The organism is Knoellia sp. S7-12, from assembly GCF_040518285.1.
Lineage (GTDB): Bacteria > Actinomycetota > Actinomycetes > Actinomycetales > Dermatophilaceae > Knoellia.
Map to the genome: position 1 here is coordinate 3955393 of NZ_CP155449.1, position 19025 is coordinate 3974417.

Here is a 19025-nt window from a genome sequence, read left to right on the forward strand (position 1 = left end):
AGAAGCTCCTTTGTGGGCGGTGGCTGCGCTCAGAGCAGTGCGCGCTGCAACGACTCCGGGTCCGCGACCGTGAGGGTCGCGCCCGGATGCCGGATGGTGCGGGTGGGATCGATCCCAGCGACCGGCTCGAGGAACCGGACGCACAGTGCTCGCTCACCATTGGTGGCGAAAGTGACGCCACGGTCGGCGAAGGAGAGATGGGGAGGACCCGCGGTCTTGAGCCAGCTGAAGTCCCGGGAGATCTCCGTGGTGGCGATGTTGGCGCGGGGAGTGACAAGGGACCAGAGCCCGAACCGCACCTGAAGTTCGTCATCCGTGACGGTCACGTGCGCCGTGCCTGGCCGAATGCCGAAGAGGAGCCCGGGCAGCCGGTAGGCCGGGGCAAAGGCGAACTCGAAGCGGCCGTTCACCTGCGCCACGGCAGCGAACCCGGTCGGTCCAGCAGCCCAGCGACGCCGCGCTGCTGCTCACCGAGATAGGCGTCGAGGATCAGGATGCCGCCTGTGGTCACGGGAGTGGCCCACTGCAACCAGCGCAGGCGCTGCGACAGTTCACGAGCCTGTCGGCGCGCGACTGGGTTCTCGCCGGCCTGCTCGTTCGCTTCGCCGAGCTTGGCGCCGGAGAGGTATGCCGCGCCACTCGCCGCGAGCGCCGCCCCCGTGAGCGTCGTCTTGAGCACGACGGCGATGGTGGTCGGTCGGTGATTCAGTGTGCGTTGGCGGTTGTCGGCGACGATGGCCAACCCGCTGAGGAGGTGCAGGCCGATGGCCGCCCCCTGGACCGGACCCCACTTCGTCCATCCCGTCTCGGCGACCTCGGATCGTTCCCTGGGCGTGTCGCCCTCGCGGGCAGCGGGATTGAGTCCGACAGCGCCCATGAGTGAGCCACCGAACCACGCGGCGTTGGTCACGAGGTGAAGAGCACGAACAGAGGTGCTGTATGCGGTCATGACTCGACCGTAGGTTCGGTGCACTCACTACCGGCTCACCCCTAGGGAGGTACCGCGCAAGGAGGGATCAGGAAAGGCTGAAGGTCAGTCAGCCCCAGGAGGCCCCCGTGATGAAGCAGATGAAGCAGATGAATCACTCCACCACCACCCCCACCCAGGACGAGGTTCGTCACCACCTCGCGCCGTGGTTGCTCGGCCCCGACTCCCCCTGCGTCACGACTGGGCGACTCGGCAATGTCAGCAGCAGTCTGGACGTGTTCCGCGCCCTGCGCGGCTTCGGTGAGAATGCGGACCTGAGCAAGGGCTACACGTCGCTCATCGCCGCCTTCGGTGGCGAGCCGCCGCTGACGGAGTCCACATTCGAGGACCGGCTCTGGGCCACCCTTCAGCACCTTCATGACTTCGACGACGCCCCCTGGAGCCCGGAGGTATCCGATGACCCCACAGACGTCGACTTCTCCTTCAGCGTCGGCGGGACCGCCTATTTTGTCGTCGGGCTCCACCCGCACGCCTCGCTCGAGGCCCGCCGAACTCCTTGGCCCGTGCTCGTCTTCAACCTTCGCTCGCAGTTCGAGGAGCTCAAGGCGTCGGGGCGACACGACCGGATGCGTGATCTCTTCCGGGCGTGAGACGTCGACCGCCTGTGGGCAACCACAGCCTTGGACGCCCCCGTCGACCGGCCGGTTCCGTCAGGCGGTGCCGGTGTAGAACCCATAGGTCGCGTCGGCCGCGCGCGCAGCCATCGCCGCATCGGCACCGGACGCCTCATGCGCCGAGCCCCACCCGTCGGCAGCTCCGCGATAGAACTGTCTGCCCTCGTCGGTGACGGCCCACGCCTCGGCTTCGCTCGGCGCAAGCGAACCCTCGACCGCACCCAGGTGCAGCGAGAGACCGAGCAGCCCACCGTCCCAACCGACACCGGTCGCACCCGGCCCGAATGCCTCCCACATCTCGGCGGGCACATCTGATGCGCGAGCCACATGTTCGAGCCGGAGCCGCGTGCCCTCCCCCTCGCTTGCCAGGGCAACCGTCAGCCAGGTGACCCCACCGCCGTACTCCCACGTGACGAGAACGCGCGCAACATCGTCGGCAGGGGGCTCGCACTCGAGCACCTCACCCCCGGCCTGCCCCTCGAACTGGAAGCGCCCACCCACCCGGAAGTCGCCGGACACCGGGAGGAACCAGCGCTGGATCCGTTCTGGGCTCGTCACCGCGTCCCACACGTCGTCGATCGGGGATGGATAGGCCTGCTCGAGCGACTGGACGTGCGACTTCTCGCCGTCCACGTCATCAATACGGAGCTCGCGGGTGACAGCGCCGATCTGGGAAAGGACATCGACCATGATCAGGTCTCCTTCTGTGGTGTCTGTTGTTTTGACGTGGTTTTGGACGTGAGTCGGCGCTGGCGCCGACCGCGAGCGAGTTCGGTGTCAAGGGCGGCCAGCTTCGGGAGCCAGAAGCGTTCGAAGGTGGACAACCACTCCCGTGCCTCGCTCGGTCCACGGGAGTCAACGGCATACAGACGCTTGGTTCCTTCGGGTCGAACGGTGGCAAAACCGTTGTCCCGCAGCACTTTTAAATGCTGAGAGACTGCTGGTTGGCTGATGCCGAACTCCTCCCCGATCGTGGCGCCGACGGCTCCAGCACTGGCCTCGCCCTCGGCGAGCAGCTCGAGGATGCGCCGGCGGACCGGGTCTCCAAGGACGTCGAGTGCGTGCATTCTTCCATAGTTGCGTTGTAACTTATATAAGTCAAGGGCGATGCATGCCGGCTGCTCACCCGACGACCGTCCGGAGGTCATTTCACCGGTGTGGACGCTCACTAGGCCACAGCGCACGAAGACTGCTACCGTCATCCCTGTTGCCTTTCAGTCCACGTCCGCGTGGCCGACACGACCGAGTAGCTACGCGAAGGTTCGCGTGGGTCCTACGGGGGTGAGCATCGGCAGCATGAGTGCTCCACACGGGGGTACTCGCACTACAGAAAAGGCAACACCAAGTGGCAACCGGCACCGTGAAGTGGTTCAACAGCGAAAAGGGCTTCGGCTTCATCGAGCAGGACGGCGGCGGCGCTGACGTCTTCGTTCACTACTCGGCAATCGAGAGCGGCGGCTACCGCGAGCTCCAGGAAGGCCAGAAGGTCGAGTTCGACGTCACGCAGGGCCCCAAGGGCCCGCAGGCTGAGAAGGTCAAGGGCATCTGACCCTTCACCACCTTCGAGACATCTGATCTCAGCGAAGGCCCCCCGACCCTTGTGGTCGGGGGGCCTTCGTCTTGCCCGTTCCGGTCCGGACCCCCCAGGACCGCTCGCGGCCTAGGGTTCGATGCATGCAGTGGCGTAACGGTCCCCACGGCTACGGCGTCGTGGCGAAGGCCCTTCACTGGCTGACCGTCATGGCGCTGGCGGCCCAGTTCTTCGTCGGCTACGCGATGGAGGCCGACGAGACCGCCTTCGCCGCAGACGAGGCGCGCGTCGAACAGCTCAAGGAGCGGGTCAAGGACCTCGACGGAGACCCCCTGGATGCAGCCCGCGACGAGATGGACCGGCTCGAGGACGCGCTCGACGCCAGGGCCGACGAGGCGGAGGACGAGTTCGTCGCCGACGCCCTCACCCGGCCCACTGACCCGAGCCTCCCGCTCGCCCACGTCGCTCTCGGCCTCCTCATCCTCGGGCTCGGCGTGGTGAGACTGCTCTGGCGGCGGGCCGGATTGCCGCCCTGGGCCGAACATCTCGGTCCCACGTCGCGCCGGATCGCCGGCGCGACCGAGAAGGTGCTGCTCGCAACACTGTTCGTCGTCCCGGTGAGCGGCTTGCTCCTGCTGTGGGCCGGCAATGGCTGGCTCGCCCTCCACATCGCCGCCCATGTGGCCTTCTTCATGGCGTTGGCCGTCCATGTCGCCCTGATGCTCGTCCACGCCCGACACGGACAGCTGCGGCGAATGCTCTGAGACGAGCGAACGGCATACTTCGCAAAAGAGGGAGTATGCCGTTCGTCTGCGGTGCCCGTCGGGCTCAGCCGGCCATGTCGGTCGACACCGTCAGCTCGACCATGATCTCGGTCGCCAGCTCCTCGAGGTCCTCCTGCAGGGCGTCGAGGTCGACACCCGCCGGGACGGTCACGAGCGCCTTGGCCTCGAAGAGCCGCCCGCCGGACATGGGGGCGTCTCGGGTCACGCTCTCGAGCACGGCGACACTGAGTTCGTGCTTCGCGAGAACGCCCGAGACGGCACCGACGATGCCCGGGTGGTCGTTGCCGAGCAGTTCGATCCGCAGCTCCTGGCGAGCCTCCCGAGGCGGCGCAACTTCGTCGACAGCGCGAGCATCGTGGACCGCGACCTGCAGCAGACCTTCGAGTGGCGCGAGCGCGGCCCGCAACGCGTCGACCCGGTCATCGGGAGCGGTGACCGTGACGATGCCGGCGAACTTCCCGGCCAGCTCGCTGAGGTGGCTGCGCTCCCAGTTGCCGCCGCCCTGCTCGATGACGTCGGCCAGGGCCTTGACGAGTCCGGCGCGGTCGTCGCCGATGACGGTGAGGACGAGTGTGGTGGTCACACCTGATGGTAGTCAGCCGGTCGGCGGTCGCGCTCAGGACGTGAAACCGGCAACGAGGTTGACGGTCGTGGCGATGACAACGGTCCCATAGAGGTAGGACAGCATCGTGTGGGCGAGGATCACCTTGCGCAGCGACCTGGTCCGCACGTTCGTGTCGGACACCTGGTAGGTCATGCCGAGGTTGAGCGAGAAGTACGCGAAGTCTGACAGGGCCGGGTCCTCGTCGTCGTTGAAGTCGATCGGCGGCTCGTCCGTGGCGTAGTAGATCCTGGCGTAGCGGATCGTGTAGACCGCCTGCACGCACAGCCACCCGACAGCAACCGTTGCGAGTCCCACGATGGCGGCCGCCGCCTTGGCATCACCGTCGGAACGGCTGCCGATGAGCAGGACAGCGACTCCGAGCAGGCTCGCCAGTCCGACGAAGACCACGACGACGTCAGAGAGTCGACGTTCGCCGTCGCCGCCCTCCATCCGCGAGCGCGTCTGCGCCGGGTCCTCGGTGAAGACCGTGAAGGCCAGGGGTCCCGCGAAGGCAGCGCCGCTCAGGGCGTAACAGGCGAGGACCCGGATGAACGCGTCGTCGGCACCACCCAGCGGGATGAGCAGGCCGACGGGGATGCCGATGACGGCGGCGATCAGGAGTCGTGAGGTGATGCGGTCCACGGCGCAGACGCTACTCGCGGTGGGCTGGTCTGCGTCTCGTCGACCAGAGCAGCCGTGACCTGGCGCAACCCGCGTGCGCCGCGCATCGGCAGACGCAAGCCGGTATGCCGTGGTGCGCCACGGCATACCGGCCTGCGTTCTCGTTCGCGTCAATCCTGGTTTGCCGGAACGGCGTTCGCGTAGCGGCGGCCGAGGACACGCAGGTGCTCGACGAGCACGGGTGGCTCGGTGACGTGGAAGTCGAGACCGAGCATCCCGATCCAGACGGCCACGACCTCGACACTGTCACCACCGGTGACGAGGACAGAGTGCGTCTCGTCGACGGTCTCGACGACCCCCACTGCGGCGTGGATGCGGGACAGCACCTCGGCCGCAGGGGCATCGACAGCGATGCGGCAGTTGAACTTCCAGCCGGAGAAGGCGACCTCTCTCAGCACGAAGGACGAATAGTCGCCTCCCTCAAGGGGATTCGCGACGAAGCGCCCAGCTCCAGGAGTTCGCAGCTCCAGCCAGTCGACCCGGAAGACCTGCCATTGACCCGTCGGCCGGCGACGGGCGACGACGTACCACCGCTCGTGCCAGCTCACGAGCCGATAGGGATCGGCCTCGACGCGCTCCTCCTCGTCACCGCCACCGGGGTGGTAGAAGAACCGCAGTCCCTCGCGGTCGCGCACCGCCGAGGCCAGCTCGGCGAGCAGCCCGACGTCAACGGGCGGCGCCTGCACGTTGCTGCTCGTGTTGTTGAGGCCGACGTCGGTGCTCTCGTGCAGCGCCCGCACGCGCCGTCGAAGCCGGTCCGGCAGCACGTGTTCGAGCTTGGACAGGGCAAGGGCACTCGACTCCTCGATCCCGCGGACCGCAGCGACGGAGCCCAGGCCCACGGCCACGGCGACCGCCTCGTCCGGCTCGAGCAGCAGCGGCGGCAGGCGTCCGTGGTCGCCGAAGCGGTAGCCGCCGGCAGGTCCGCGCACCGAGTCGATCGGGTAGCCGAGCTCGCGCAGCCGTTCGATGTCCTTGCGGATCGTGCGCTCGCCGACGTCGAGGCGGGCGGCGAGCTCGGTGCCCGAGACGATGTCGCGCGCCTGCAGCTGGCCGAGCATCGCCAGCAGCCGCGCCGAGGTCTGGAGCACGACGATCTCCCAACGTCTGCGGATGTGGCGGCTAGAGCGACCACATATGCAGACGCACGCCTGTCGAAAGTTCTTCTGGTTCCTATTTTAATCAGGAACGAAGCGTGCCGGAACCCTTCCTACGGTACTTCCATGAACACCAACGAGAACCCCCAGGCCCTGACCCTTCGACCCTTCACCGTCGCGATCCCGCAGAGCGAGCTCGACGACCTCCAGGCTCGCCTCGCCAGCACCCGCTACGCGGCCGAACCCACCACCGAGACCGGCACCGAGGACTGGACCCACGGCGCCCCGGTCTCCTACCTGCGCGCGATGGTCGAGCACTGGCAGGACGGCTTCGACTGGCGCGCTCAGGAGGAGGCGATGAACGCCCACCCGCACTTCCTCACCGAGATCGACGGCCAGACGATCCACTTCCTCCATGTCCGATCCGCCAATGAGGACGCCACGCCGCTCCTGCTCGCCCACACCTACCCCGGCTCGTTCGTCGACTTCCTCGACCTCATCCCGCACCTCACCGACGCCTTCCACCTCGTCATCCCGTCTCTGCCCGGCATCGGCTTCAGTCAGCCCCTGTCGGACGGCGAGTGGGACACCGCCCGCATCGCCCGCACGTGGGACGCCCTGATGCGCGGCCTGGGCTACGAGTCCTACGGCGCGCACGGCTCCGACAACGGCGCGATGGTGTCGCGTGAGCTCGCGACGCTCGCACCCGAAGGCTTCCTCGGGGCGCACGTGCTGCAGCTCTTCTCCTTCCCGTCGGGGGACCCGAGCGAGTTCGAGAAGATGACGCCGGCCGACTACGGGGCGCTCGAGTTCGCCGGCTGGTTCCAGACGGTCAACGGGTTCGCACAGATGAACGCCTCACGGCCGCAGACGATCGCGGCCGCGCTGAGCGACTCACCGGTCGGACAGCTCGCCTACAACGAGCTCTTCGAGAACTTCGGCAACGGCACTGCGACCCTCACGCGCGACCAGGTCCTCACCCAGGTCAGCCTCTACTGGTTCACCAACAGCAGCGCCGCCGCCGCCCGCTACTACTTCACCGAGAAGTCGGTCGAGGCCCGCGTCAACGAGGGAGCCATCGGAGTGGCGGTCTTCGCGGACGACTTCCGCTCGATGCGGCCCTTCGCGGAGCGCGACAACACCAACATCGTGTCGTGGACCGAGCACCCCAAGGGTGGGCACTTCGCCTCGATGGAGGTGCCAGCGGAGCTCGCCGCAGCGATCCGGGCCTTCTACGCCTGAAGGTCCTCGACTTATTGCGCAATCCGTCGGCGCGAGCGCAGCGAGTGACGACGGATTGCGCAATAAGTCGGTTGTGGGGGACTGGATCAACCGGCGTGCTTCGCCAGCCGCAGCCAGGTGTCGACGACAGTGTCCGGGTTCAGTGACATCGACTCGATGCCCTGGTCGAGGAGCCAGTCGGCCAGATCTGGGTGGTCGGAGGGTCCCTGACCGCAGATCCCAACATATTTGCCACGCGCCTTGCAGGCCTCGATCGCCATGCTCAACATCTTCTTGACCGCAGGGTCGCGCTCGTCAAAGCTGCCCGCCACGAGCGCGGAGTCACGGTCGAGCCCAAGGGTGAGCTGGGTGAGGTCGTTGGACCCGATCGAGAACCCGTCGAAGTGATCGAGGAAGGCGTCCGCGTTGACGGCGTTCGAGGGGACCTCGCACATCATCACGACCTGGAGGTCGTTCTCGCCACGGCGCAGGCCGTGCTGGGCGAGCAGGTCGATGACTCCCTCGGCCTCGGCGATGGTGCGCACGAACGGGATCATGACCCGGACATTGGTCAGCCCCATGTCGTTGCGCACGAGCCGCAGCGCCTCGGCCTCCATCGCAAAGCACTCGGCGAAGTCGGCGGAGAGATAGCGAGCGGCCCCCCGGTAGCCGATCATCGGGTTCTCCTCGTGCGGCTCGTAGCGAGCGCCACCGAGCAGGCCGGCATACTCGTTCGATTTGAAGTCGGACATGCGCACGATGACCGGCTCGGGCGCAAAAGCCGCAGCGAGCATCGAGATGCCCTCGGCGACGCGCTGGACGAAGAAGTCGCGAGGCGAGTCGTAGGCCGCGATGAGCGCCTCGATCTCGGCCTTGATCTCGGGCTCCTGGTCGTCGAGCTCGAGCAGCGCCCGCGGGTGGATCCCGATCTGGCGGTTGATGATGAACTCGAGTCGAGCGAGCCCAATTCCCTTGTTGGGCAGGCGAGAGAACTCGAAAGCCTGATCGGGGGTGCCGACGTTCATCATGATCTTGACCGGCACCTCCGGCATGTCGTCGAGCTCGGTCTCGGACACGGAGAACGCGCGAAGGCCCTCATAGACGAGCCCGGTGTCACCCTCGGCGCACGACACGGTGACCTCGCGACCGTCGGCGAGGTCGCGGGTGGCCGAGCCGGTCCCGACCACCGCGGGGATGCCGAGCTCGCGGGCGATGATCGCGGCGTGACAGGTGCGGCCGCCCCGGTTGGTGACGATGGCGCTGGCGCGCTTCATCACTGGCTCCCAGTCAGGGTCGGTCATGTCGGCAACGAGGACCTCACCGGCCTGGAAGTCGTGCATGGCGTCGGCGGAGGCGAGGACCCGCACGGGGCCGGCCCCGATCTTCTGGCCGATGGCTCGACCCTCGACGATGACCGGCCCGGTCTCGTCCATGCGGAAGCGCCGCAGGGTGTTGCCCGTCTGGCGCGACTTCACCGTTTCGGGCCGCGCCTGCAGGATGTAGAGCTGGCCGTCGACGCCGTCCTTGCCCCACTCGATGTCCATGGGCCGGCCGTAGTGCTCCTCGATCTTGAGCGCGTGCTCGGCGAGCTCGGTGACCTCGGCATCGGTGAGGCTGAGGCGGGCCTGGTCAGCGGGCGCGACGTCGACGAAGTCGATCGAGCGGCCGACGGCATCGTCCTGCGTGTAGACCATCTTGGTGGCCTTGCCGCCGACCCCGCGCTTGAGGATCGCGAAGCGACCGGCTCGGAGCGCGGGCTTGTAGACATAGAACTCGTCGGGGTTCACGGCGCCCTGTACGACGGCCTCCCCGAGGCCATAGCTGCTCGTGATGAAGACCGCGTCCGAGAAGCCCGACTCCGTGTCGATCGTGAACATCACACCGGACGACCCGATGTCGGAGCGCACCATGCGCTGGATGCCCGCGGAGAGGGCCACGCTCTCGTGGTCGAAGTTGCTGTGCACGCGGTAGGCGATGGCGCGGTCGTTGTAGAGCGAGGCAAAGACCCGCTTGATCGCCAGCAGGATGTTGTCGATGCCGCGCACGTTGAGGAACGTCTCCTGCTGACCGGCGAAGCTCGCGTCCGGCAGGTCCTCGGCCGTCGCGCTGGAACGCACCGCCCAGCTCACGTCCTCTCCCGCGTCGCCGACAAGACGTTCGTATGCCGTACGAATCTCGTCCTCGAGGTCGGCCGGGAACGGCTGCTTCTCCACCAAGTCACGGATCTCGGCGCCAGCGACGACGAGCGCACGCGTGTCCTCAACGTCGAGGTCGGCCAGCACGGCGTTGATGCGGTCGGCGAGACCCTCGTGGGAGAGGAAGCGTCGATAGGCCTCGGCCGTCGTCGCGAAACCGTCGGGCACGCGCACCCCTGCCTTGGACAGGTGCTGGACCATCTCGCCGAGAGAGGCGTTCTTGCCGCCGACGCGCTCGACATCGTGGAGTCCGAGGTCGGCGAACCAGACGACGTTCTCGCTGGCAGTGCCCTGGTCTGTGGCGGTCATTGGCAGGTCCTTTGCGTGGGTTCCGTTGAACTGGTTCGGCTGGACTGGCTGGGCTGGACTGGCTGGGCTGGACTGGCTCGATGTCAGCTGAAGTCGGGCAGGCGACTGCTCTGCATGATGACAGTCGCCATCTCCTCCACCGACATCTTGGCGGAGTTGATGGAGGGGATTCGGTGCGCCCGATAGAGCGCCTCGGCTCGGCGCAGCTCGTGACTGCATTGGGCGAGGCTCGCATAGGTCGATCCGGGTCTGCGTTCCCCTCTCACCTGGCTGAGCCGGGCCGGGGTCGAGAGCAGGCCGAAGCACTTGTCGCCGAGGTCCTTGACGGGGCGCGGGAGCTCGTCGGAGTCGAAGTCCTCGGGGACGAGGGGGTAGTTCGCGACCTTGAGGCCGTGCTGGAGGGCGAGATACATCGAGGTCGGGGTCTTCCCACACCGTGATGGCGCCACGAGGATGAGGTCCGCCTGCACGAGGTTGCGCAAACTGGCGCCGTCATCGTGCTCCATCGCGAACTCGATCGCCTGCATCCGCCGGTCATAGCGCAGGGTGTCGCCGACCCCGTGCAGCGCGGTGGCGCTGTGGGTGGCGTTGACGTGAAGGACGCGCTCGACCGTGTCCAGGTGGGAGCCGAACAGGTCGATGAACGCAGCCTTGGTGCCCTGGAGGACCTGGCGGATCTCGCCGTCGGACACCGTCGAGAAGACCAGCGGCGTCACCGTCTCGCTCACGGCGCCATCGATCTGGGCGAGGACCGTGGTGGCCTGCTCCGCGGTGATGATGAAGGGGATTTTGCGGCGCGTGAACGTCAGGCCGGGGAACTGGGCGAGCATGAGGTTGCCCAGGGTCTCGGCCGAGATACCGGTCCCGCCCGCGACAAAGAACACGGGTGTGGCGCTGGGCACCTCGCTGCTGTCGACGACGTCCATCCCTGCAGCCTCTCAGCCTTGGCTGGTCCGCGGCCAGTGGGTGTCCGCGACGAGGACGACGATGAGGTTGCGTGGCCCGTGAACTCCCTCGACGCGCTGCAGCTCGATGTCGCTCGTGGCGCTCGGGCCGCTGATCCAGGTGAGCACCCGCTGGGGTGCGCCTTGGGTGCGTAGCCGGGCCACGGCTTCGGGCACGTCGTGAACGATCTGCTCGGCTCGGATGACGCAGACGTGGGTGTCCGGGACGAGAGTGAGCGCGCGCCGACCCTGGTCGAGGCCGTGGTCGAGCACGATGGTGCCAGTCGTCGCGATGCCCACAGCCGATCCGGTCACCACGGCATCCACGGTGTCCAGCACCAGCGCGGACGTCGCCTCCGCCTCGTCGCGGACCTCGACGTCGGCCTCGATCGCCACCCGCCAGGCTGCTTCCAGTCCCCCGGGCAGGACGGCCGACGTGCAGCCGAGTTCCCGCAGGACGCCGGCGATGGCGGCGCCGACACCCGGCTCTCCCGCCGCCGCGTCGACCCGGATGACCGTCGCCTGGTAGTCGGCGACGTTCTCGGCGAACAGCTCCAGCGTCTCCGGCCCCGCCCCCGCGAGCGACTTATTGCCCGTTTGGCCACCACCCAGCGACCGTTCGCCGGCCGATGAACTGGCCAAACGGGCAATAAGTCGGGGTGAGGGATCAGTGGTCACGTCGGTCAGGGCTGCCCGCACCCTGGCAAGGATCTCGTCGCGGGCGTTCATCGTTCGTCCCCGTCGCTGTCGGGCAGGCCGCCTTCACTGCCGGGTATGCCGTCCGCTCGCCCTCGGGCCTGCCCGTCGCCATCGCGTCCGTCGTGCTCGCGAACCCACCACTGTCGGAACGTCTCCTTGGGCGGGGTGGGGAGGTCCCGCGCGTCCGTCCACGCACCGAGTCCGGGCACGGACCGGATCGTGCGCCCGCCGATGAGCCGCCCCGCGGTCGTCGCGCCCTTTTGTGCAACGGCCAGTCTTTTGGGGTCTGACAGCACCCAGGCCGCGGCCTTCATGGCCGCCGACTCCGCGCGGTGACCGCCCTGCTGGGCGACCGTGCCGCGCAGCTGGACGAGGAGCTCGGGGATGTTGATCCGCACCGGGCACGCGTCGAAGCAGGCTCCGCACAGGCTCGAGGCATAGGGCAGGGACTGGTCGATCTCGCTCGCGGTCCCCCGCAGCTGCGGGTTGAGGATGGCACCGATCGGCCCCGGATAGACCGAGCCGTAGGCGTGGCCGCCGGTGCGTTCATAGACGGGGCAGACGTTGAGGCAGGCCGAGCAGCGGATGCACCGCAACGCCTGTCGCCCAACGGAATCCGCGAGGACGTGGCTCCGGCCGTTGTCGAGGAGGATGACGTGCACCTCCTGGGGGCCGTCACCCTCGTGCACCCCTGACCACATGGTCGTGTAGGGGTTCATCCGCTCCCCGGTGCTCGATCTCGGGAGCAGCTGCAGCATCGGCCCGAGGTCCTCCCACGTCGGCAGGACCTTCTCGATGCCGACGACCGAGATGAGTGTCTCGGGCAGGGTCAGGCACATGCGCCCGTTGCCTTCGGACTCGACGACGACGAGGGTGCCGGTGTCGGCGATGGCGAAGTTCGCACCCGAGACGGCGACCTTGGCGCGCAGGAACTTCTCGCGCAGGTGGACCCGGGCCGCCTCGGCGAGACCGGCGGGGTCGTCGGTGAGGTCGTCGGGTGCGGGGCGCCCGACCTTGCCCATCTCGCGGATGAAGATGTCGCGGATTTCGGTGCGGTTGCGGTGGATCGCGGGGACGAGGATGTGGCTGGGTCGGTCGTGCCCGAGCTGCACGATGAGCTCGGCGAGGTCGGTCTCCCACGCGTTGATGCCAGCAGCCTCCAGGGCTTCGTTGAGCTCGATCTCCTGGGTCGCCATGGACTTCACCTTGACGACCTCGTCGACCTCCTTGGACCGCGCGATGTCGATGACGATCCGGTTGGCCTCATCGGCATCTCGCGCCCAGTGCACGACCGCGCCGTTTGCGACCAGTGACGCCTCGAGGTGCTCGAGGTAGTCGCCGAGGTGGTGCAGCGCCTCGTCCTTGGACTGCGCTCCGGCAACGCGCAGGGCCTCCCACTCGGGCACCTCGGCGACGACAGACGCACGCTTGGCCCGGATCGTGTGCGTCGCGTTGCGCAGGTTGGTCCGCTGCTGCGTGTTGGCCAGGGCCTCGCGTGCAGCCTCGGGGAACGCCGGCATACCGACGAAGGTCGCGGACGTCTCCTGGACGGGTCCGATGCTCATGACGGGTTCTCCTGCGTCGAGGCGAGGATCTCGGCGAGATGCATGCGACGTATGCCGGAGCGTTGCCTTCCGAGGATCCCACCGATGTGTGCCAGGCAGGAGTTGTCGCCGGCAACGAGGACCTCGGCCCCGGTGTCGGTCACGTGCTGCGCCTTGTCGGTGCCCATCGCGACGGAGACGTCGGCGTTCTTCATCGCGAACGTCCCACCGAAGCCGCAGCACTCCTCGGCACCGGGCAGGTCCACCAGGTCGATGCCCCGCACGGCGCGCAGCAGCTGGAGCGGGCGGTCACCGACCCGCAGCATCCTCAGGGAGTGACACGTGGGGTGATAGGTGACGCGGTGGGGGAAGAAGGCGCCCACGTCGGTCACCTGGAGCACGTCGACGAGGAACTCCGACAGCTCGTAGACCTTGGGGGAGACCCGCTCGACCTCCGAGGCGAGCCCCGGATCGCCGGACAGGCGGGCGATCATCGGGTGCTGCTCACGCACCGATCCGACACACGAACCCGAAGGCGCCACGACTGCGTCGTAGTCCCCGAACACGTCGACGAAGCGAGCGACGAGCGGAACGGCCTCACCGGCATACCCCGTGTTCGTCAGCATCTGCCCGCAGCAGGTCTGCTCCATCGGGAACTCGACGCTCACCCCGAGACGCTCGAGCAGGCGCACCGTCGCCTTGGGCGCCTCCGGCCACATCGTGTCGTTGAAACAGGTGGCGAAGAGGGCGACCCGAAGGTCAGTGTCGCGAGGCGTCATTGCCGTCATGGGGCCATCCAAGCAAGAACCGTCAACGGAAGCCCGCAATGTCGATGTATCTGCGGTGCACAACTCGCCCTCTTGTCACATGACAGGCGGCGGAAACCGTTCTCGATCACCGGCATCGAGCTCCGCCGACTGGAACTGGAGGGGTCCCATGCCCGACGACAAGAACATCGAGAGATCACTGCGACTGCGCAGCGAGCTGCCCAAGCTCCTGGCCCAGAACCCGAATCACTTCGGCAACCTCAAGGACACGAAGTTCACGCCACAGCTCGAGATCGTCCAGGACACGGTCTTCGAGGAGATCACCTGTCTCGGCTTCAATCCCGACACCGACGACCTGGAAGCAACGATCCAGATCAAGCGCCCCAACGGCTACGGCGGCGACCTGTGCAGCCCGGGCAGCACGGAATGGGTGCGGTTCTACCTGTCCTACGACGACGGAGCGACGTGGGAGGACGTCGGGCTCGGCTCGTTCAACGCCCACGACGTCCCCGACTCCGTCGACTGCCACAAGGACAAGACGAAGCCGCTGGTCTACACGGTCGCCTTCCCGCTCAACGACCAGAAGCGCCAGCGGTGCTCGCGGCCGGTGCTGCCGCTCGTCCGCGCGATCCTGTCGTGGCAGGTCCAGCCTCCTGCGAGCCAGCCCGGATACAACCCGATCTGGGGCAACGCGATCGACCGGCACATCCAGCTGCGACCCAGTCGCAGGCTCTTCGTCGACTTCGTCGAGGACTTCGAGATCGATCTCAAGAAGATCCCGGACTGGTACGAGAGCGTCCTGCCGCTGCCGATCCCGGAGCCGGACCCGGCACCGTTCTCGCTGGTGCACGCCGCCAAGGTGGCGAGGGCCGACAAGATCCCCGCGCACCGGTTCGCCGCTCCGTTGCTGGCGTCGACGCAGCAGTCCGGGTTCCAGGACCAATCGGTGCTGCTGGCCAACGCGGATGAGCTCAAGCTGCTCAAGATCGATCTCGGTGACCTCGTCGGTGCGTTCAACGACAACAAGGAGGACACGACCTATGAGCAGATCAGCTGCCTGGGTCTGGACTACAACCGGGACCTGCTCGTGTCGACCCTGCAGATCAAGCTGCCGTCCGGGTTCTCCGGACCACCGTGCAGCGCCGGGTCGGTCGAGTACGTCGCGTTCTGGGTCGACTACGACAACACCTGCGACTGGACCTATCTCGACACCGCCAAGGTGGCGGTGCACGACTACCCCAAGCTTCCGTCCGACGGCCTGAACTACTGGGTCGGTGTGCCGGCGCAGACCGCCAAGCACGCCGACAGCTGCAAGGAGCCGAAGGTCGGCCGCATCCGGGCCGTGCTCTCCTGGGGCACCCCGCCCTCGACGACCGACCCCTTCGACCGGCCGCGTTGGGGCAACGCGATCGAGACCCACATCGAGATCCCGTCGCGCCGTCGACCGCCGACCGACAGCCCCGACATCCGGGCGCTCGGGCGCATCCCGGTCGAGTCCATCGACACGCTGGCGACCGGCCTCACCCAGCCCGGAGCGCTCTTCATCGAGCACGGCTCGCCGGCCGACTCCCTCGGACGGGCCTGCCCCTTCGGTGGGGTCGTCACCGTCCACGCCTACGCCAACGACGCGTTCGCTGCCGCAGGACGTCAGTACCGCGCGATGTGGCGCCCCTCCGGGAGCTCGTCGATCGGCACACCCGTCACGGGTTCGTTCGTCACCGGGTTCTTCCCGGTGGTCACTCGGACACCGGACCCGACCACGGGATTCACGCCCTACCTGTCGACCGCGCTCAACCCGTTCGGGCAGCTCGCGGCCTGGCAGACCAGGGGCGTGGTTGTCGACGGGCTCTACGAGATACGGCTGGAGATGGTGGACTCAGCCCTGTCCCCGGTCGGGGCCACGGACTGGCACACCATCCGGGTCGACAATACGAAGCCGGACGCGAACATCACGTTCACGAGCGGCACCTCGTGCAACCGGGCCAACCCCGGGGACCTCGTGCAGGGCACCTTCACGGCGACGGACCCGTTCTTCGGTTCCTACAGCCTGAACACCCTGCCGGCCAGCCTCATCCCGCCTGCCACCCACCCGACGCACATCCCGGTGTCGACAACGTCACCGGTGGCCTCGGGAACCTGGCAGCTGCCGACCACGGTCGACTGGTTGCAGTGCGGCTACGTCGTCCAGCTCCACGTCTACGACCGATCGATCGTGGACAGCGTTCCGTGGAGCAAGAACTACGGCTACGACGACATCGGGTTCTGCCTGGGTCTGTAGTCACCTGCGAGTTCCATGCGTGAGCGACGCTGAACGGCATACAACCTCGGTGTATGCCGTTCAGTCGCGTCCGCGCGACGCTTCAGCTCATCATCGTGAGGACGACACGGCCACGAGCGCGGCCGGAGGCCAGGTGGTCGAGCGCAGCGGCGGCCTCCTCGAGGGGGAAGGTGCGGTCGATGACCGGACGGAGGTGTCCGGCGTCGGCCAGCTCCGTGAGGGCGTTGAGATACTCCACCTTGGGTCGGCTCCGGAACGAGCCGCGCGGGATCTGGTCGGTGAAGGGCGATCGGGCCATCAGTGCGAACACACGGGGGATGCTGCCGAGCACGGCGCGCCCCTCGCGGCCGTATTGGTCGTGACCCACGAGGACGTAGGTGCCGTCCGGTTCCAGCACGCGGCGGATCTCGGCGAAGGAGTGGTTGCCGGGGATGTCGAGGACGACATCGTAGCGCGCGCCGCCGAGGGTGAAGTCCTCGCTCGTGTAGTCGATGACGTGGTCGGCGCCCGCATCCCGGAGGAGATCCTGCTTGTCGGGGCCGTCCACCGCGGTCACGGTGGCGCCGTCCGCCTTCGCGATCTGCACGCACAGCCGACCCACACCGCCTGCTCCCCCGTTGACGAGGACGCGGTCCCCTGCGGCGACCTTGCCGTTCTCGCGCACGGTCTGCAGGGCGATGATCCCGGCTGTGGGGAGGGTGCAGGCCTGCTCATGGGTGAGGCCGGTCGGCATGGTCAGCAACCGGTCCTGGCGCACCGCAACGAACTCTGCCCAGGTCGCGCCGTTGACCCACTGAATCATCGGCAAGGTTTCACCAAACACGTTGTCGCCGACCGCGATTGAGTCGACCTCGGAGCCAACGGCCGTCACGGTGCCTGCAAAGTCGGAGCCGGGCACGCGCTGCTTGGGCGCGCGAATCCCGGAACCCATGAGCCGCAGGACTGCCGGCCGCCCGGTGACGACGTGCCACACGTCGGGATGCACCGACGCGGCGTGGACGCGCACGAGAACCTCGTCGGCCTCGGGCACCGGCACGGGGACGTCGATGCAACGCAGACCCGACGCCGGCCCGTAGTGGTCCTGCACAACTGCTCTCACGCTCGCGACGCTAGCCCTCGCGGCACACCGGCGTGGGCGATCCGATATTCGGTGGCCATCCCGCGGCCCAGTGATGTGTGATCGGGAGATGGCGATCGTGTCGGGGAGGCCGGGGGTCGACGAGCTGGGCGATGCCGTCGGGGCGCTGCGGGAGTGGCAGCGCGAAGGGGCGGCGCTTCAGCTGCATCCAGGGGACCTCGGCTGGTTCTGGCGATTCGGTGCCGAGGCGACGGCGGCAGCAGTCAGGACATGGAGCCGTGACGGTGACCTTCTTGCGGTCGGGCTGCTCGACGGCTCCGACCTGTTGCGGTTGGGCATCGCACCCGAGGCTCAGCAGGACCAGGAGCTGGCGCGGCAGCTGGTTGCCGACGCCACGGATCCGGCGCGTGGGGTCCTGCCGGAGGGAGAGGCATCAGTGGAGTCACCCAACGGCGCTCTCATCCACGACCTGCTCGGGGCGGCCGGTTGGGCCCTCGACGATCCGTGGGCGATTCTTCGTCGTGACCTCTCCGGGCCGGTGGAGGACCCGGAACTGCGCGTCGACGTGATCGCACCCGCGCAGGCCGGCGTCTGGGCCGCCGTGCAGCGGTCGGCGTTCGACAACCCCCATGCCACGGACGACCGCTGGCACGCGATGGCGTCCGGAGTGCCCTATTTGGACGGCCGGTCCCTCGTGGCCCATGACGGCTCCGGCACTGCCGTCGCGGCAGTGACCGTGTGGTCGGCGGGCCCGGGACGGCCCGGGATCATCGAGCCGATGGGAGTGCACCGCGATCACCGGGGTCAGGGCTACGGCACGTCGATCAACATCGCTGCCGCAGCCGCGCTCCGGCAACTGGGCTCGTCGAGCGCGATGGTCGCGACACCGAGCGACAACGTCGGGGCCGTCACGACCTATGCCTCAGCCGGGTTCGAGCAGCAACCCGAGAGGCGCGATCGGCGGCGGGGCGCCCAAGACTTGAACTGGGTCAGCGGATGAAGAGGTTGAGACTGATCGTGAGGAGGATCGAGAGGATCAGGGAGGCAACGATCATCACCAGGCATCCCTTGCCTCCGCCGACAGGACGAATCTGCACAGGGCTCATCCATCGATCGTGGCACAGATCAGCCGCGTTCCTGCCCACCAAGTCCGTCGAAGACTGACCAGCAGATGTCGTTGCGCCGCTTCTGATCCTCGAGAACCAGGTCACGGATCCGGTCAGGCAGCTGGTCGCGCTGCCACTGGCACTCGCGCTGCATCGCCTGCTCCTTCTCGACTGCCGGCGCCGCTTCACCCACCGCCTTGATCGCGTATGCCGCCGCACCCAGGTCGTGCTCGGGGACGTGAGCGACGCACCCAGCCTGCCCAGCGGCATACGCCGCGAAGCGCGCCGCTCCACGCAAAGGTCGGGCGGCACCCATGGCATGGCCACCGGCCGCTCGCGCCACCATCATCGGGACTTCGCCGCGCACCCAGGCTCGGGCGTGGTCGATGGCCTGACGAGGTCGGCCGTCTGCGGGCTGGACCGCCTGGAAGAGGTCGAGGACGTGTTCGGCGCACGTGGCCGACCACAGTGCGAGCAGGTGATGGTCGGCGTCGGTGAGCGTCCCACCGCGACGGATCGTGATGAGTCGAGGGTCTCTGACCTTCGGCAGGATCATGGGACCCATCCTGTCGTGGACCCGGCCG

20 protein-coding genes are annotated in these 19025 nt (G+C 67.8%); 6 read left to right on the forward strand and 14 right to left on the reverse strand.

The features are described 5' to 3' along the window. Positions 1-29: 29 nt before the first annotated feature. Together V6K52_RS19115 and V6K52_RS19120 are read right to left on the reverse strand one after the other, a co-directional pair. On the reverse strand, positions 30-419 hold the full coding sequence (locus V6K52_RS19115) for a hypothetical protein (protein ID WP_353951696.1): 390 nt from the start codon (positions 417-419) through the stop codon (positions 30-32). Then, the gene (locus V6K52_RS19120) at positions 407-949 is read right to left on the reverse strand and encodes a hypothetical protein (protein WP_353951697.1); all 543 of its coding nucleotides are present in this window, start codon (positions 947-949) and stop codon (positions 407-409) included. Before V6K52_RS19120 ends, V6K52_RS19115 begins: the two co-directional genes overlap by 13 nt. A 110-nt stretch (positions 950-1059) precedes the next feature. On the opposite strand from V6K52_RS19120, the gene V6K52_RS19125 reads away from it, so the two are divergent. Then, positions 1060-1578 carry a YqcI/YcgG family protein gene (locus V6K52_RS19125; protein ID WP_353953818.1) on the forward strand — a complete coding sequence of 173 codons (519 nt, stop codon included), beginning with the start codon at positions 1060-1062 and terminating at the stop codon, positions 1576-1578. Positions 1579-1638: 60 nt separating this feature from the next. Here V6K52_RS19125 and V6K52_RS19130 read toward each other — a convergent pair whose 3' ends face one another. Together V6K52_RS19130 and V6K52_RS19135 are read right to left on the reverse strand one after the other, a co-directional pair. Continuing rightward, a complete protein-coding gene (locus tag V6K52_RS19130) occupies positions 1639-2292 on the reverse strand; it encodes an SRPBCC domain-containing protein (protein ID WP_353951698.1) in 654 nt (217 codons plus the stop codon). A 2-nt stretch (positions 2293-2294) separates the two neighbouring features. Continuing rightward, positions 2295-2669 (reverse strand): metalloregulator ArsR/SmtB family transcription factor, encoded by a 375-nt coding sequence (locus V6K52_RS19135; RefSeq protein ID WP_353951699.1) that lies wholly within the window; start codon positions 2667-2669, stop codon positions 2295-2297. Between the two features lie 278 nt (positions 2670-2947). On the opposite strand from V6K52_RS19135, the gene V6K52_RS19140 reads away from it, so the two are divergent. After that, positions 2948-3151: a cold-shock protein gene (locus V6K52_RS19140; protein ID WP_009777120.1), complete on the forward strand. Its 204-nt coding sequence runs from the start codon at positions 2948-2950 to the stop codon at positions 3149-3151. A 125-nt stretch (positions 3152-3276) separates the two neighbouring features. Further along, the gene (locus tag V6K52_RS19145; RefSeq protein ID WP_353951700.1) at positions 3277-3897 is read left to right on the forward strand and encodes a cytochrome b/b6 domain-containing protein; all 621 of its coding nucleotides are present in this window, start codon (positions 3277-3279) and stop codon (positions 3895-3897) included. 64 nt (positions 3898-3961) lie between these two features. On the opposite strand, the gene V6K52_RS19150 is transcribed toward V6K52_RS19145, so the two are convergent. The 3 genes from V6K52_RS19150 to V6K52_RS19160 all read right to left on the reverse strand — a co-directional run bounded on the left by V6K52_RS19150 (position 3962) and on the right by V6K52_RS19160 (position 6294). After that, positions 3962-4501 carry an ACT domain-containing protein gene (locus V6K52_RS19150; protein ID WP_353951701.1) on the reverse strand — a complete coding sequence of 180 codons (540 nt, stop codon included), beginning with the start codon at positions 4499-4501 and terminating at the stop codon, positions 3962-3964. 33 nt (positions 4502-4534) lie between these two features. Continuing rightward, positions 4535-5164 (reverse strand): DUF1345 domain-containing protein, encoded by a 630-nt coding sequence (locus tag V6K52_RS19155; protein ID WP_353951702.1) that lies wholly within the window; start codon positions 5162-5164, stop codon positions 4535-4537. A 149-nt stretch (positions 5165-5313) separates the two neighbouring features. Continuing rightward, positions 5314-6294 carry a WYL domain-containing protein gene (locus V6K52_RS19160; RefSeq protein WP_353951703.1) on the reverse strand — a complete coding sequence of 327 codons (981 nt, stop codon included), beginning with the start codon at positions 6292-6294 and terminating at the stop codon, positions 5314-5316. Between the two features lie 132 nt (positions 6295-6426). Here V6K52_RS19160 and V6K52_RS19165 point away from each other — a divergent pair, with 132 nt between their 5' ends. Beyond that, positions 6427-7542, forward strand: coding sequence for an epoxide hydrolase family protein (locus V6K52_RS19165; protein WP_353951704.1), 1116 nt, complete (start codon positions 6427-6429; stop codon positions 7540-7542). Positions 7543-7628: 86 nt separating this feature from the next. Here the strand turns inward: V6K52_RS19165 and ppsA are convergent, their stop codons facing one another. From ppsA to V6K52_RS19190, 5 genes are all read right to left on the reverse strand, one after another. Then, complete coding sequence (gene ppsA, locus V6K52_RS19170; RefSeq protein WP_353951705.1) at positions 7629-10025, reverse strand: phosphoenolpyruvate synthase; 2397 nt, start codon at positions 10023-10025, stop codon at positions 7629-7631. 83 nt (positions 10026-10108) lie between these two features. Further along, a complete protein-coding gene (locus V6K52_RS19175; protein WP_353951706.1) occupies positions 10109-10951 on the reverse strand; it encodes a pyruvate, water dikinase regulatory protein in 843 nt (280 codons plus the stop codon). Positions 10952-10963: 12 nt separating this feature from the next. Beyond that, complete coding sequence (locus V6K52_RS19180) at positions 10964-11698, reverse strand: lactate utilization protein C (RefSeq protein WP_353951707.1); 735 nt, start codon at positions 11696-11698, stop codon at positions 10964-10966. Beyond that, on the reverse strand, positions 11695-13233 hold the full coding sequence (locus tag V6K52_RS19185; RefSeq protein ID WP_353951708.1) for a LutB/LldF family L-lactate oxidation iron-sulfur protein: 1539 nt from the start codon (positions 13231-13233) through the stop codon (positions 11695-11697). The genes V6K52_RS19180 and V6K52_RS19185 overlap by 4 nt, the downstream gene beginning before the upstream one ends. Next, positions 13230-14000 (reverse strand): (Fe-S)-binding protein, encoded by a 771-nt coding sequence (locus tag V6K52_RS19190; protein ID WP_353951709.1) that lies wholly within the window; start codon positions 13998-14000, stop codon positions 13230-13232. The genes V6K52_RS19185 and V6K52_RS19190 overlap by 4 nt, the downstream gene beginning before the upstream one ends. A gap of 148 nt (positions 14001-14148) precedes the next feature. Between V6K52_RS19190 and V6K52_RS19195 the strand changes: the two genes are divergently transcribed. After that, on the forward strand, positions 14149-16257 hold the full coding sequence (locus V6K52_RS19195; protein WP_353951710.1) for a hypothetical protein: 2109 nt from the start codon (positions 14149-14151) through the stop codon (positions 16255-16257). Between the two features lie 82 nt (positions 16258-16339). Here the strand turns inward: V6K52_RS19195 and V6K52_RS19200 are convergent, their stop codons facing one another. Beyond that, positions 16340-17356: an NAD(P)-dependent alcohol dehydrogenase gene (locus V6K52_RS19200; RefSeq protein WP_353951711.1), complete on the reverse strand. Its 1017-nt coding sequence runs from the start codon at positions 17354-17356 to the stop codon at positions 16340-16342. A gap of 88 nt (positions 17357-17444) precedes the next feature. On the opposite strand from V6K52_RS19200, the gene V6K52_RS19205 reads away from it, so the two are divergent. Beyond that, complete coding sequence (locus V6K52_RS19205) at positions 17445-18335, forward strand: GNAT family N-acetyltransferase (protein WP_353951712.1); 891 nt, start codon at positions 17445-17447, stop codon at positions 18333-18335. A gap of 125 nt (positions 18336-18460) precedes the next feature. Here V6K52_RS19205 and V6K52_RS19210 read toward each other — a convergent pair whose 3' ends face one another. Continuing rightward, positions 18461-18997: a putative immunity protein gene (locus V6K52_RS19210; protein ID WP_353951713.1), complete on the reverse strand. Its 537-nt coding sequence runs from the start codon at positions 18995-18997 to the stop codon at positions 18461-18463. Between the last annotated feature and the right edge of the window lie 28 nt (positions 18998-19025).

What these genes read in the sequence shown, in the direction of transcription:
- V6K52_RS19130 (WP_353951698.1), bottom strand. Translation starts at nt 2,292, where the DNA reads ATGGTCGATGTCCTTTCCCAGATCGGCGCTGTCACCCGCGAGCTCCGT.
- V6K52_RS19120 (WP_353951697.1), bottom strand. Translation starts at nt 949, where the DNA reads ATGACCGCATACAGCACCTCTGTTCGTGCTCTTCACCTCGTGACCAAC.
- V6K52_RS19145 (WP_353951700.1), top strand. Translation starts at nt 3,277, where the DNA reads ATGCAGTGGCGTAACGGTCCCCACGGCTACGGCGTCGTGGCGAAGGCC.
- V6K52_RS19180 (WP_353951707.1), bottom strand. Translation starts at nt 11,698, where the DNA reads ATGAACGCCCGCGACGAGATCCTTGCCAGGGTGCGGGCAGCCCTGACC.
- V6K52_RS19205 (WP_353951712.1), top strand. Translation starts at nt 17,445, where the DNA reads ATGGCGATCGTGTCGGGGAGGCCGGGGGTCGACGAGCTGGGCGATGCC.
- ppsA (WP_353951705.1), bottom strand. Translation starts at nt 10,025, where the DNA reads ATGACCGCCACAGACCAGGGCACTGCCAGCGAGAACGTCGTCTGGTTC.
- V6K52_RS19165 (WP_353951704.1), top strand. Translation starts at nt 6,427, where the DNA reads ATGAACACCAACGAGAACCCCCAGGCCCTGACCCTTCGACCCTTCACC.
- V6K52_RS19185 (WP_353951708.1), bottom strand. Translation starts at nt 13,233, where the DNA reads ATGAGCATCGGACCCGTCCAGGAGACGTCCGCGACCTTCGTCGGTATG.
- V6K52_RS19190 (WP_353951709.1), bottom strand. Translation starts at nt 14,000, where the DNA reads ATGACGGCAATGACGCCTCGCGACACTGACCTTCGGGTCGCCCTCTTC.
- V6K52_RS19195 (WP_353951710.1), top strand. Translation starts at nt 14,149, where the DNA reads ATGCCCGACGACAAGAACATCGAGAGATCACTGCGACTGCGCAGCGAG.
- V6K52_RS19135 (WP_353951699.1), bottom strand. Translation starts at nt 2,669, where the DNA reads ATGCACGCACTCGACGTCCTTGGAGACCCGGTCCGCCGGCGCATCCTC.
- V6K52_RS19125 (WP_353953818.1), top strand. Translation starts at nt 1,060, where the DNA reads ATGAAGCAGATGAAGCAGATGAATCACTCCACCACCACCCCCACCCAG.
- V6K52_RS19210 (WP_353951713.1), bottom strand. Translation starts at nt 18,997, where the DNA reads ATGATCCTGCCGAAGGTCAGAGACCCTCGACTCATCACGATCCGTCGC.
- V6K52_RS19175 (WP_353951706.1), bottom strand. Translation starts at nt 10,951, where the DNA reads ATGGACGTCGTCGACAGCAGCGAGGTGCCCAGCGCCACACCCGTGTTC.